Below are 13,711 nucleotides of genomic sequence, written 5' to 3'. Positions count from 1 at the left end.
CAATCGGGCTGACATGAGGCCTGGGGTTCGCGCGGAGCTGTCATGAGCGGAACGCAGGGTCTCACGCCGAACCCGACGGGGGTGGTGTCGCCCGCCGAGGTGGCGCGGGTCAAGCAGAAGGCCGCGACGCTGTCGGTGATCGCCAGCGTCGTGCTGACGCTTGCCAAGTTCGGCGCGGCGATACTCTCAGGCTCGCTCGCCCTGATGACCGACGCGCTGCAGGGGCTTATCGACATCGGCTCGACCCTATTCACCTGGTTCGCGGTGCGCGCCGCCGACAAGCCGGCCGATGACGAGCACCATTACGGCCACGGCAAGTTCGAGGCGCTGGCGGCACTGCTGGAGACCGCGATCCTGTTCGGGCTCTCGGGGGCGATCCTGTGGGAAGCGATCAACCGGCTCTGGAGCGGAACCGAGCCGCATGTCGCGGTAACACCGCTTGTCATCGGCGTGCTGCTGTTCTCGCTGATGGTCGACGCGACGCGCTGGCGTACGCTGACCATGGTTGCCAAGGAGACCCGCAGCGAGGCGCTCGCGGCCGAGGCGCTGCATTTCGCCACCGATTTCGTCGGCACGGCGCTCGTCCTGCTCGGCCTGATCCTGACCCGGATGGGCGTGCCGATGGCCGACAGCGCGACCGCGCTCGCGCTCGCCGTGTTCATGATCGCTACTGCCGTAAAGCTCGGCCGACGCACGGTCGACACTCTGATCGATGCCGCGCCGAAAGGCGTTGCCGACCGGCTGCGCGACGCCGCGCAAGGCGTCGCCGGCGTCGTCAACGTCGAATGGCTGCGGCTGCGGCCGGCCGGCGGCGTGGTGCAGGGCGAGATCGGCATCCAGGTCTCGCGCACACTGCCGCTCGACCGTGTGACGGCAATCAAGGACGATCTGTTACGGGCCCTTGTCGCAGTGGAGCCGGATTCGGCGCTGACCGTCACCGCCAACCCGGTCCAGGTCGATGATGAGACAGCGCTGGAGCGCGTGCTGCTGATCGCCTTGAAGATGAAGGTGCCGGTGCACCATGTCAGCGTCCACACGATCGGCGGGCGGCTCGCCGTCTCGCTCGACATGGAAGTCGACGCGCTTCTTCCGCTCGGCGAGGCTCATGAAGTCGCCACGCGGCTGGAGAACGCGATCCGCGCCGAATTCGGCGGCGAGACCGAGGTCGACACCCATATCGAGCCGATGGAGATCGGCCAGCCTTCCGGCCACAACGCTCCCTGGGAGGTGGTCGAGGCGATCGGCAAGGCGATCGCCCAGGAGGCGGCCGAGGCCGGCGGCCCGATCCGCGACATCCACAGCGTCCGCGTGCGCGAAACCCGCAACGGCCTGGTGGTGAACTACCATTGCCGGGCCGACGGCGCGCTCGACGTCGCCGCCGTGCATCGCGCCGTCGACAAGATCGAGCGCAAGGTGCGCGAAGCGCGGCCGGATGTCTGCCGGCTGGTCAGCCATGCCGAGCCGGCCATCACGTCAGACAAGCCACTCGCCCTGCCCTGACGGCTTCCGCCGCGGTCCCGGGCCCCATAGATAAGAGCGACTGAAGGAAGCGAACCTGCCATGCGCGCCGAAGACGCCCCGCTGATCCGCCTCGAGGACTACCGCCCCTCCGATTGGCTGATCGACACCGTCGATCTCGACATCGTCCTCGATCCGACGCGGACCAAAGTGCGCTCGCAGCTGCAGTTGCGCCCGAACCCCGCCGGCGATGCCGGCGCGCCGCTGGTGCTCGACGGCGACGAGCTGACTCCGGATTCCATCCTGCTCGACGAGGTCCCGCTCGACCCGACGCTGTATTCCCTTTCGTCGCAGGGACTGACGATCCACGCTCCGCCGGCGCGGGCCTTCTCGCTCCGGATCGAGACCACGCTCGACCCCGGCGCCAACACCAAGCTGATGGGGCTCTACCGCTCCAGCGGCGTCTATTGCACGCAATGCGAGGCGGACGGCTTCCGCCGCATCACCTATTTCCTCGATCGGCCGGACGTGATGAGCGTCTACACGGTCCGGCTCGAAGCGAGGAAAGCCGAGGCGCCGGTGCTGCTCTCCAACGGCAACCTCGTCGCTGCGGCCGAACTCCCCGGCGGCGAGCGCCATTTCGCCGTCTGGCACGACCCGCATCCGAAACCGGCCTATCTGTTCGCGCTGGTCGGCGGCAAGCTCGACCATGTTCGGCAGCCTTACGTCACCGCCGATGGGCGAAAGGTCGAGCTCGCGGTCTATGTCGAGCCTGGCAAGGCCGGGCGGGCCGGCTGGGCGCTGGACAGCCTCGTGCGCTGCATGCGCTGGGACGAACGCGTCTTCGGCCGCAATTACGATCTCGACGTGTTCAACGTCGTCGCCGTGTCCGACTTCAACATGGGGGCGATGGAGAACAAGGGCCTCAACATCTTCAACGACAAATACGTGCTGGCGGACCCGCTCACGGCGAGCGACGGCGACTATGCCTCGATCGAGGCGATCATCGCGCATGAGTACTTCCACAACTGGACCGGCAACCGCATCACCTGCCGCGACTGGTTCCAACTCTGCCTGAAGGAAGGGCTCACTGTCTTCCGCGATCAGGAATTCTCCTCCGACGAGCGCTCGCGCCCGGTGAAGCGCATCGCCGATGTGCGCACCTTGCGCTCGACGCAGTTCTCGGAGGATGCCGGCCCGCTCGCCCATCCGGTCCGGCCGCGCGCCTACAAGGAAATCAACAACTTCTACACGCCGACTGTCTACGAGAAAGGCGCGGAGCTGATCCGCATGCTGAAAGTGCTGATCGGCGAGGAGGCCTTCGCGCGCGGCATGGGCCTCTATTTCGAGCGCTGCGACGGCACGGCCGCGACGATCGAAGAGTTCCTCGACTGCTTCGTCGAGGCCTCCGGCCAGGACCTTGCCCATTTCGCCCAGTGGTACGAGCAGGCGGGCACCCCGACCGTGGTCGCCTCAGGCAAATATGACGCGCAGGCGAAGAGCTATACGCTGCAGCTCGCGCAATCGACCTCGGCGACGCCTGGCCAGCCCGAGAAGGAGCCGGTCGTCATCCCCGTCGCGCTCGGTCTCGTCGGCCAAGGCGGCGACCTGCCGCTGACCAGCGTCTCGCCGACGCTGAAAGCCGGCGGCGTGGTCGTGCTCGATCAGCCCTCGCTGTCCGTGACCTTCACCGACCTGCCGGAAGCGCCGACGCCGTCGCTGCTGCGCGGCTTCTCAGCCCCCGTCCGGCTCGAGCTCGACCTCGGCGACAACGAGCTGCTAAGGCTGTTCAGCGCCGACAGCGATCCCTTCAATCGCTGGCAGGCCCTGCAGACGGTCGCGACACGGGCACTCGTCCGCGCCGGCAAGGGCGACGGTTCAACGCTGGATGCGACCGCGGCGGCGCTCGCCGAGGCGCTCTCGAGTTTCCTCGCCGGCCCGGCCCTAACCGATCCCGCCTTCGCCGCGCAGGTATTGCGTCTTCCCGCTCCCGCCGACATCGCCCGCGAGATCGGGCGCGACGTCGACCCCGACACCGTGCACGGCGCTCATCGCCGGCTCTCGGCTGCGATCGGCGGCGCGCTCGCCGGCCAGCTCAACGCCCTTCGTGACAGCCTCACCGAACGCGGTCCCTACTCACCAGCCGCAGCGCCGGCTGGGCGGCGGGCCCTGCGCAACGAGGCCCTCGGCCTGATCGCGCTAGGGGCTCCGGCCGAAGGCGCGCGGCTTTCGCTGGCCCAATTCGCCGAGGCCGACAACCTCACTGATCGGCTGGCGGCATTGGCGGCGATGACGCTGATCCCGGGCGCCGAGCGCGAGGAGCTGATCGCCCGCTTCGGCGAGCTCTATGCCCGCGAGCCGCTCGTGCTCGACAAATGGCTGATGGCGCAGGCGCTGATCGCCGAGGACGGCACGCTGCCCCGCGTCAAGGCGCTGATGAACCATCCGGCCTTCTCGCTCGGCAATCCGAACCGGGTGCGCGGCCTGATCGGCGGCTTCGCGGCGAACCTGACCCAGTTCAATCGGGCCGATGGCGAGGGCTATGGCTTCGTCGCCGACATCGTCATCGCGCTCGACCGGACCAACCCGCAGGTCGCCTCGCGCCTGCTCGGCTCGTTCAAGAGCTGGCGCATGCTGGAGGCGGGTCGCAGGGCCAAGGCGGAGGCAGCCTTGCGCATGGTCGGGGCGACGCCCAACCTGTCGCGCGACGTCGCCGATATCGCGGCGCGATCGCTGGGGTGATCGGCGGCAACCAAGGAACTCTCCACCCGCAGGCCGTAGGTTGGCGCGGCCCGTTTTTCGGCCCACAAAGCGGTCGGAACCGCCGCGTTTCATGGCCCGAAAATCGCCCGTTAACCGGCTGCCTCGCCAAAGGTTAACGAAGTCCTGCGCGCGCAGGATTCAACCGATTCACCGCCACAACCAATGCGCGCAAAACAGCTGTCAGGACGAAGTTTCCGCTAGACAAAGCGAGTCCCTCGGATTCAACTGACTGTGATTCGGAGATGCGGCACGTCTCCCGATCTTACTGACGGTACATCGCTTCCGAAGGGGGAACGGGCATGACGCGTGCAGACGCGGCTTGCGCACACGTGCGCGCAAATTCGGTTCTTGGCGTAGCACGATCCCTGACGCATCCGCTCTATCAGCGCTTCGAGCAGCTGGAGCCGGCGTTCCGGAAAGTCATTCCCGCTCTCGTCGTCGGCTTCGTCCTGCTGCTGGCGCTCGGCGCCTACGTCCAGACCAGCGCTCTGCGAGATGACGCGCTCGACGATGCAGCAACCGACCTCGAAGCGCTGGCCGCGTTGCTTGTGCGCGAGATTGATCTAGCCTCGAAGGACGACAAGCGGCCCGACAGCGCCCTCACCGCCCTGACCACCAAGCACATCGCCGGCCGCGGCCGCATCGTCTATGTCAGCGACGCCGGTGGCCGCGTGGTTGCCGGCGAGCCGACAATCGGCGCGAGCGAGCGCAGCCTCGTCGACCTGCTCGGTCCCGGGCAGGCGCTGACCGTCTTCGCCGACCGGGCCGGCGTGATGCCGATTACGCTTCCGGGTGGGATCGAGGCGCTCGCCACGGTGCGCAATCTCGCCGCCCCCCTTGGTCAGGTCGCAGTGCTCCACCCGGTCAAGCGCGCGCTCTCGACCTGGGACGAGCGTCGGCGCTCGCTTCTCGTCCTGTTCGGCTCGGCGGCGATCGTGCTCGCCGGCATCACCGCGGCCTTCGTCCTGCAATCGCGCCGCGCCCGCGCCGCCGACGAGGACTGCGACTGCGTCCGCGACCGCATCGATACCGCCCTGAGCCGCGGCCATTGCGGACTGTGGGACTGGGACCTCGCCCGGGGCCGGATGTACTGGTCGGATTCGATGTACGCGATGCTCGGCTATGATCGCGCCGGCGAATTCATGTCCTTCGGCGAGGTCAATGCCTTCATCCATCCGGAGGATGCCGACCTCTACGGCCTGGCAGATGCGGTCAGCCGTGGTGAGACCGACCATCTCGACCAGGAATTCCGCGTCCGCAACGCCTCCGGCGAATGGGTCTGGCTCAAGGCGCGGGCTGAGCTGGTTACAGACCGGCGCACCGGCTCGCAGCATCTCGTCGGCATTGTCGTCGACATCTCCGAGCAGCGCCGCATGGCCGCTCGCACCGCCACCGCCGACGCCCGCCTGCGCGACGCGGTCGAGGCGATCTCGGAAGCGTTCGTGCTCTGGGATGCGGAGCAGAGGCTCGTGCTGTGCAACGCCAAGTATCAGCAGCTGCACAAGCTCTCGCCGGAACTGGTCAAGACCGGCACTGCCTACGAGCAGATCATGAGCCACAGCGCCCAGCCGAGCATCGACCGCGAGCCGATCCGCAGCTCGCGCGCCGCCTCGGGCAGCCACTCCTACGAGGCGAAGCTCTCCGACGGACGCTGGCTGCAGATCAATGGCCGCCGCACCAAGGATGGCGGCTCGGTCTCGGTCGGCACCGACATCACCATGCTGAAGCAGCAGGAGGAGCGCCTGACCCGCTCCGAGCACGAGCTGCTCAAGACCGTCACCGACCTCAAATCCTCGCGCCAGAAGCTTGAAGCGCAGGCGCAGCAGCTCGCCGAGCTCGCCGAGCTCTACCTCGAACAGAAGGCCTCCGCCGAAAGCGCCAACCGCGCCAAATCGGAGTTCCTCGCCAATATGAGCCATGAGCTGCGCACGCCGCTCAACGCCATCCTCGGCTTCTCCGAGATCATGGATGACGGGCTGTTCGGCCCGCTCGGTTCCGAGCGCTATGTCGAATACGTCCGCGATATCCGTTCCAGCGGCGGCTACCTGCTCGCTGTGATCAGCGACATCCTGAACATGGCCCGGATCGAGGCCGGCAAGCTCGAGCTCGAGAAGACCGATATCGCGCTCGACCTGGTGGTCGGCGAGGCGATCAGCTGCCACCGCGAGGAGATCACCCGCAAGCGCCTCTCTCTCACCACCGACCTCGGCAGCGATATGCGCCTCGAAGCGGACGCGCACGCCCTCTTCCAGATCGTCGGCAACCTTGTCGAGAACGCCATCAAGTTTACGCCCGAGGGCGGCAGGATCGCGGTGCGCGTCAAGCCGGCGCCCGACGCCCTCAACCTCTATGTCGAGGACAGCGGCATCGGCATCCCGCGCGAGAAGCTCGGCCGGATCGGGCGTCCCTTCGAACAGGTCGAAAGCGATCTCATCCGCAGCCATGGCGGCTCCGGCCTCGGCCTCGCCATCGCCCGCTCGCTGGCCGAGCTGCATGGCGGCTCGCTGCGCATCCGCTCGATCATGGGCTCGGGCACGATCGTGATGGTCCACCTGCCGCTGAAGAGCCCGGGCGGCGCAGAGCTGGAGCAGGCGGCCTGAGCGCAGCGCGCGGCGTTCAGGCCTTCTGCGCCGCGCCTAATATCTGCTTGAACAGGCCGCGCACCATCGCCCGCCGCTCGTCGAGTTCGGCCTTCAACACCTTCGCATCTGGCAGGCCAACCGCCGTCGCGATCCGGCTCAGAACGCGCTCCGGCACCGCCTTGGCGTTGAAGTCCTCCTCGACCGCGAAACGCTGCCACAGCTGGACGTCGCCGATGAAGCGCGCGGCAGCTGCGAGCCGCTCCGCCTCCCCGGCAGCGATGACGCCGGTCTCGCGCGCCGCGGCGAACACCCCGGCCGTGGTGCGGGCCAGGAGTTGCGGATGGTCGTGGCCATAGGCGAGCACCAGAAACTGAGCCAGGAAATCGAGGTCTGTCAGGCCACCGACGGCGAGCTTGAGATCCCAGGCATTGCCCTCGCCCTTCTCCTTGGCGATCAGCGCCCGCATCTCGGCGACGGCGGCGGCGACCTTGGCCGGCTCGCGCTTGCGCAACAGGATCTCGCTGATCGCGGCCTCGACCTTCTCTCGCAACCCGGTATCGCCGGCGACGACGCGGGCCCGGGTCAGCGCCATCTCCTCCCACATCTCGGCCTCGCCCTGATGATAGGCGGTGAAGCCGCCGAACTGCGTTGCTGCCGGACTCTTGTTGCCGGCTGGCCGCAAGCGCAGATCGACCTGGTAGAGCGTGCCGCGCCGCGTCGGCACGGTCAGAGCCGCGACGAAGCGCTGGGTGAAGCGGACATGCCAGGTCACCGGATCGAGCGGGCGCTTGCCGTCACTGGCCTCGGCATCCTCTGGCCGGTCGTAGAGCAGCATCAGGTCGAGATCGGATGAGGTGGTGAGCTCGCCGGCCCCCAACCGGCCCATGCCGAGTACAACGGCCTCGGCGCCCTCCACGAGACCATGATCGGCGGCGAAGGCGGCGCGGGTGTCGTCGAAGGCGACGCGGACGCAGGCCTGCGCCACCGCGGCATAACCCTGCGCCGCCTGTTCGGCATTGATCACGCCGGAGAGCAGCCGGGCGCCGACCAGGAAATTCTCCTGCCGGGCAGCGTCACGCATGCGATCAAGCCCATCCTCGACGCTGGGCGGCGGCGTGCCGACCATGGCACGTACGCGCTGCGCCACCCGCTCGGCATCGTGGCGCGGGGCACTGAAGGCGGGGTCGATCACCGCGTCGAGCACATGCGGATAAAGCGCCGCGACCTTGGCGAGGCGCGGGGCGCTGCCGAGAATCTCCGCGAAGAGCTGCAGCAGGGCTTCATGCGAGCGCAGCAGCGTCAAAAGCTCGACCGCAGCCGGCATGCGCACGAAAGCGTTGTCGAGATGGGCGAGCGCGCCATCCGGATCGGTGGTGCGGCCGAGCGCGACGAGCAAGGCGGGGGTGAGTTCGGTCAGCACCTCGCGGGCGCGGGCGCTGGTGACGGCGGCGCGGCGGCCAAAATGCCAGCCGCGCACCGTCTCGGCCGCGGTCGCCGGCTGGCGAAAGCCGAGCTTGCCGAGCGTCTCCAGCGTCTCGGGATCGTTCTGGGTGCCGGTGAAGGAGAGCGCGCCGGCCTCGCTGGCGAGGCTGGGCGCATCCTCGAACAGCAGGGCATAATGGCCCTCGACGCACCGGGCATGCGCCTCCAGATCCTTGCCGAAGGCCTTGGCCGAGGGGTAGCCGCAGAAGCGGGCGAAGGCGTCGAGATCGGCGGCGTCGCTCGGCAGGGTCTGCGTCTGCTCGTCATGGCGCATCTGCAGCCGGTGCTCGATGGTGCGCAGCCAGCAATAGGATTCCGTCAGCTCGTCGCGCGCCTGCGGGCTGATCCAGTTCTCCTTGGTGAGCTCGCCCAGCATCTCCAGCGTGCGCGGCCCGCGCAGCGCCGGGCGCCTTCCGCCGAAGACGAGCTGCTGGGTCTGGACAAAGAACTCGATCTCGCGGATGCCGCCGCGGCCGAGCTTGACGTTGTGGCCGGGCAGGCTGAGCGTCTCGAAGCCCTTCACCGACTGGATCTGGCGCTTCATCGCATGAATGTCGGCGATGGCGGCGAAATCGAAGTACTTGCGCCAGATGAAGGGAGCGAGATCGGCGATGAAGTGGCGGCCGAGATCGAGGTCGCCGGCGACAGGGCGCGCCTTGATCATCGCCGCGCGTTCCCAGTTCTGGCCGACCGTCTCGTAATAGGCATAGGCCGTCGGCAGGGCGACGGCGACATGGGTCGAGCCGGGATCGGGCCGCAGGCGCAGGTCGACGCGGAAGACGTAGCCGTCCGGCGTCCGCTCCTGGATGATGCGGGCGATCTGTTGGGTGAGCTTGACGAAGAAGCTGGTGGGCTCGCCGACGCCGGCGGCCTCGGCCATCTGCGGATCGAAGAAGACGACGATGTCGATGTCGGAGGAGTAGTTCAGCTCGCCGGCGCCATGCTTGCCCAGCGCCAGCACGACGAGGCCGGAGCCCTTGCCCGGCTCATCGGCGTCAGAAAGCGCGATCCGGCCGAGACTGGCGGCCTGATGCAGCGCGTGCTCGCTCGCGAGCTTCACCGCCATGTCGGCGGTGGCGCTGAGCGCAGCGGTGACCGTCTCGACCGGCCAGACGCCGCCTATGTCGGCGAGCGCGATCAGGAGCGCCATCGCCTGACGGAAACGGCGGAGTTCCCGCATCAGATCGGCGGTCGCCGTCTCCGACGTGGCGAAGGCGGCGATGCCGGCCAGCAGGGCATCGCGGCGCTCGCCCGGATCGCTGGTCAAGGAGGCGAGCAGCCCTTCAGGATCGCGCCGCATGACCTGGGTGAGGAAAGGCGAATGGGCGAGGATACCCGCGACGAGCGCGGCCGAAGCTTCATTGCCGGCAATGTGCGCAGCGAGCCGCTCGCCGGCCTCGGCATCGAACAGGCGCTCGATCAGTTCGTCGCGCCAGAGCGCCTCGACCTTGCCGCGCGCCGGCAGGACGGGCGCCGCCTTCAGGCATTGGCATAAGGGCTCGCTCACAGTGACCTCGCTCGCAACATCAACAAGGTGTAACGCGAAGCCCAGAGCAGTCGCTTGAAGAACTCAATACCAGAACCGCAACCTGTCCTCTCCCCCCTTGTGGGGGAGAGCTAGAGAGGGGGGTATGCCACCCTCGACGCAGGTCCCGCTTGGCGCGGCGAGGACTGCGGGTGCGACACCCCCCTCCCAACCCTCTCCCACAAGGGTGGAGGGCTCCCGCGCCCTGCACCAAGAACGAATTTACCCCTCAAGCACTTGCCCTGACGCCGACGCATCAAGCCGACTGGAACCCTGCCCCGTCCGGCTGCGATGTCGAGCCCGGAGGAGCTTCTGCGGCTGGCCTGTCCACAGAAGGCGCCGCAGGCAGCGACATCACGACATCGAGCCCCGGCGCATTGTCCGCGAGGCGGATCGCGCCGCCATGCAGGTGCGCGACCGCGGAAGCCAAGGCCAGGCCCAGCCCGAAGCCCGGCTTGCTGCGGCTCTGGTCGAGCCTGACGAAGCGCTCCAGCACGCGACTGCGATCGGCTTCGGGAATGCCGGCGCCATGGTCGGCGACGCCAATCTCGATCATGTCGTCGACGCGCCGCGCCGTCACCACGACGGTCGCTGGCGCATCGCCCTCGGGCTTGCCGTATTTCAGCGCGTTGTCGATCAGATTGGCGAGCGCCTGGCCGATCAGCTCGCGGTTTCCGGTGAGCGACAGGCCGGGCTCGACGGAGGCGGAGAGCGTCAAACCCGCCTCCTCCGCCAGCGGCTCGTAGAGTTCGGAGAGCCCATCGACGATCTCGGCGAGATCGAGCGGGGCCATGCTGTCGCTGATCTGACGGGTCTCCAGCCTCGCGATCATCAGAAGGGCGTTGAACACGCGGATCAACCCGTCGGCCTCGTCGATCGCGCCATCGAGGGCCGCGCGCAATTGCTCCGGCGACTGCGCCGTGCGCAGCGCCTCCTCGGCGCGGTTGCGCAGGCGGGTCAGCGGCGTCTTCAGGTCATGGGCGACATTGTCGGTGACCTGCTGCATGCCGCTCATCAATTCGCCGATCCGGTCGAGCATGGCGTTGAGGTTGCCGGCCAGCCGGTCGAGCTCGTCGCCAGTGCCGGCGATGGCGAGCCGGCCCTTGAGGTCGCCGGCCATGATCGAGCGAGCGGTATCGTTCATGCCGTCGATACGCTTCAGCACTCGCCGGGCCACAAACCAGCCGGCGAAGCAGCCGAGCACGACGACGAGCAGGACCGACCAGCCTGCCGCGCGCTTGATCACGACCCGCAGGCGCTCACGCTCCTCGACATCGCGCCCGACCAGCAAGCGAAAGCCCGCCGGCAGCATGAAGACGCGGACGATGGCGTGGTTGGTCTGGTCGAGCGCTTCGGACGAGCGAGCATATTCGATCTCGCTCTCGCCCTGGCGGTCGAGCGTGCCTGGCGGCAGCGCCTCGATATTGCCGGCGATGCGCTCGCCCAGCGGGGTGGTGACGAGATAAAGCGAGGCCCCCGGCCCGCGCGATCGCCGTTCGATGACCTGGACCAGCCGCCTGATGCCGCCGAGGCGCTGCTGCTCGGCCAGCCCCTGAATCTCGGCGTCGATGGTCGAGCGGATCTGGTCGTCGAGCAGGTTCTTCGCGTTCCAGGCGACATAGCCCAGCACGAAGATCGCGAAGGCGGCGAAGACGACGAGATAGATCGCCGTCAGCTTGAAGGCGGTGGTGCGGACGAGATGCGGCAGGAAGCGCAGGCGGCCGGAGGGCTGCGGCACATCCCCCGCCCGGCCATCAGCGAGCTGTGTCACGGACCATGTATCCCGCGCCGCGGATGGTGTGGATCATCGGGTGCTCGAAGCCCTTGTCGACCTTGGAGCGCAAACGCGAGACATGGACGTCGATGACGTTGGTCTGCGGATCGAAGTGATAATCCCAGACGTTTTCCAGCAGCATGGTGCGGGTCACGACCTGCCCGGCATGCTTCATCAGATATTCGAGCAGGCGGAACTCGCGCGGCTGCAGCACGATCTCCTCGCCGGCGCGGGTGACGCGATGCGCCAGCCGATCGAGCAGCAGATCGCCGACGCGATAAGTGGTCGGCTCGGAGGCTGGCGCGCCACGACGGCGCGAGAGCACCTCGACCCGGGCGAGCAGCTCAGAAAAGGCATAGGGCTTGGGGAGATAATCGTCGCCGCCGGCGCGCAGGCCTTTCACCCGGTCGTCGACCTGGGCGAGTGCGGACAGGATCAGCACCGGCGTGGTCTCGCCCTGCTCGCGCAGGGAGCGGATCACCGAGAGCCCGTCCATGCGCGGCAGCATGCGGTCGACCACGAGCACGTCATAGCCGCCGCCCTGCGCCATGGCATAGCCCTCGATACCATCGGGGGCATGGTCGGCGACATGGCCGGCCTCGCGAAAGGCCTTGACCAGATAGGCTGCCGCTTCGGCGTCGTCTTCAACGATCAGGAGTCGCATGGCGACACGCTACCTCAACGCAAGGAAAAGCGGCAGGCCGGAGGTGACGATCCGACCTGCCGCCGTGACGGCTGGCATTCCCGGCAGGGGGCGACGTGACAACCGGGAGAAACCATCCGCCCGGAACACGCTCTCGCAGATCAACTGACGCTACGCGCGAGAGCGTGTCCCAACTCGGATAGCCTTAGATCAGGCCGCCGGCTGGCGGCCGACCTCGAAGGTCACTTCGCGCTCCTTGCCGTCGCGCCAGATGGTCAGGCTGGTCTTGGTGCCCGGCGCGAAGGTCGCGATCTTCCTCGACAACTCGCGGGCATCGGCGATCTTCTCGCCATTGACCGCGAGGATGGTGTCGCCGCGCTTCAACCCGGCCTTGGCGGCAGGGCCGTTGGCCTGCGCCTCGGCGATCAGAGCGCCCTTGGCGTCCTTCAGTCCGATCGCGTCGGCGACCTCGGCCGTGACGGGCTGGATCTGCACGCCGATGAAGCCGCGCGCGACCGAGCCGTGCTCCTTGAGCTGCTCGACGACGCTCTGGACGGTGCCCGCCGGGATCGCAAAGGCGATGCCGACATTGCCGCCGGACGGCGAGTAGATCGCGGTGTTGACGCCGACGACCTCGCCCTTCTGGTTGAAGGTCGGACCGCCGGAGTTGCCGCGGTTCACCGCCGCGTCGATCTGCAGGAAGTCGTCATAGGGGCCGGAGCCGATATCGCGCCCCTGGGCCGAGACGATGCCCGCAGTCACGGTACCACCGAGGCCGAACGGGTTGCCGACCGCCAGCACCCATTCGCCGATGCGGGGCTTGCCCGAAGCGAGCTGGACGAAGGGGTAGTTGCCGGACTCGTTGACCTTGAGCAAAGCGAGGTCGGTGCGCGGATCGGTGCCGATCACCTTGGCCGAGAGCGTCTTGCCGCTATCGGTGACGAGCTGGACCTCGGCCGCATTGGCGACGACGTGGTTGTTGGTGACGACATAGCCGTCCTGGCTGATGAAGAAGCCCGAGCCCTGCGAAAGCTGCGCACGCGGCTGCTGCTGCGGTCCGCGCGGGCCCATGCCCTCCTCGCCGAAGCGGCGGAGGAAACGTTCGAGCGGATGACCGGGTGGCAGGCCCTCGATGCCGGCCGGACCGCCCTGCTCGTCGGCGCTGGCGACGACCCTGGCCTTGACGCGGACGGAGACGACGGCGGGCTTCACCCGGTCGACGACGTCGGCGAAAGACGGCAGCTGCGTCTGCTGCAGGCCGGAGAGCTGAACCGGCTGCGCATTGGCGGCGCCGTGGCTGTTCAGGAAGTTGTCGGCGAGGCCGGCCATCAGGCCGATGCTCAGCGTCGCGGCGCCGGCGACGATCGCGCCGCGCTTCAGGATCGAACGGGCGGTGGCGGGGGCGAGGGCGGCGGTCTCGGGGGTGCTATTTTCTTGGGTGGTCATGGTTCTCACCTCGATGCGGGAGGCAGGGCCTTCCCTGC

Annotated in this window: 7 protein-coding genes; 3 read left to right on the top strand and 4 right to left on the bottom strand. The window is 68.0% G+C overall.

What is annotated here, in order from left to right; genetic code table 11:
- Positions 1-42: 42 nt before the first annotated feature.
- From ACFPOB_RS08870 to ACFPOB_RS08860, 3 genes are all read left to right on the top strand, one after another.
- Positions 43-1,500, top strand: coding sequence for a cation diffusion facilitator family transporter (locus tag ACFPOB_RS08870; RefSeq protein ID WP_377797570.1), 1,458 nt, complete (start codon positions 43-45; stop codon positions 1,498-1,500).
- A gap of 60 nt (positions 1,501-1,560) precedes the next feature.
- On the top strand, positions 1,561-4,200 hold the full coding sequence (gene pepN, locus ACFPOB_RS08865) for an aminopeptidase N (RefSeq protein WP_377797568.1): 2,640 nt from the start codon (positions 1,561-1,563) through the stop codon (positions 4,198-4,200).
- 350 nt (positions 4,201-4,550) lie between these two features.
- A complete protein-coding gene (locus ACFPOB_RS08860; protein WP_377797567.1) occupies positions 4,551-6,821 on the top strand; it encodes a PAS domain-containing sensor histidine kinase in 2,271 nt (756 codons plus the stop codon).
- Between the two features lie 16 nt (positions 6,822-6,837).
- Here ACFPOB_RS08860 and ACFPOB_RS08855 read toward each other — a convergent pair whose 3' ends face one another.
- From ACFPOB_RS08855 to ACFPOB_RS08840, 4 genes are all read right to left on the bottom strand, one after another.
- Positions 6,838-9,792: a bifunctional [glutamine synthetase] adenylyltransferase/[glutamine synthetase]-adenylyl-L-tyrosine phosphorylase gene (locus tag ACFPOB_RS08855; RefSeq protein WP_377797565.1), complete on the bottom strand. Its 2,955-nt coding sequence runs from the start codon at positions 9,790-9,792 to the stop codon at positions 6,838-6,840.
- A 274-nt stretch (positions 9,793-10,066) separates the two neighbouring features.
- Positions 10,067-11,581 (bottom strand): HAMP domain-containing sensor histidine kinase, encoded by a 1,515-nt coding sequence (locus ACFPOB_RS08850; RefSeq protein WP_377797564.1) that lies wholly within the window; start codon positions 11,579-11,581, stop codon positions 10,067-10,069.
- Complete coding sequence (locus ACFPOB_RS08845; protein WP_377797562.1) at positions 11,565-12,248, bottom strand: winged helix-turn-helix domain-containing protein; 684 nt, start codon at positions 12,246-12,248, stop codon at positions 11,565-11,567. The genes ACFPOB_RS08850 and ACFPOB_RS08845 overlap by 17 nt, the downstream gene beginning before the upstream one ends.
- Positions 12,249-12,437: 189 nt before the next feature.
- Entirely contained in the window at positions 12,438-13,673 is a 1,236-nt protein-coding gene (locus ACFPOB_RS08840; RefSeq protein ID WP_377797560.1) for a trypsin-like peptidase domain-containing protein, read from the bottom strand.
- Positions 13,674-13,711: the final 38 nt, after the last annotated feature.

Origin of the sequence: Allobosea eneae (assembly GCF_042657265.1) — a bacterium.
Classification (GTDB): Bacteria; Pseudomonadota; Alphaproteobacteria; order Rhizobiales; family Beijerinckiaceae; genus Allobosea; species Allobosea eneae.
Note: the sequence above shows the minus strand (reverse complement) of the source record. Positions and strands in the feature narration are given on the sequence as shown.

Bases quoted from the DNA above. Each gene is read 5' to 3' on its own strand.
- ACFPOB_RS08870 (WP_377797570.1), top strand. From the start codon at position 43: ATGAGCGGAACGCAGGGTCTCACGCCGAACCCGACGGGGGTGGTGTCG.
- pepN (WP_377797568.1), top strand. From the start codon at position 1,561: ATGCGCGCCGAAGACGCCCCGCTGATCCGCCTCGAGGACTACCGCCCC.
- ACFPOB_RS08845 (WP_377797562.1), bottom strand. From the start codon at position 12,248: ATGCGACTCCTGATCGTTGAAGACGACGCCGAAGCGGCAGCCTATCTG.
- ACFPOB_RS08840 (WP_377797560.1), bottom strand. From the start codon at position 13,673: ATGACCACCCAAGAAAATAGCACCCCCGAGACCGCCGCCCTCGCCCCC.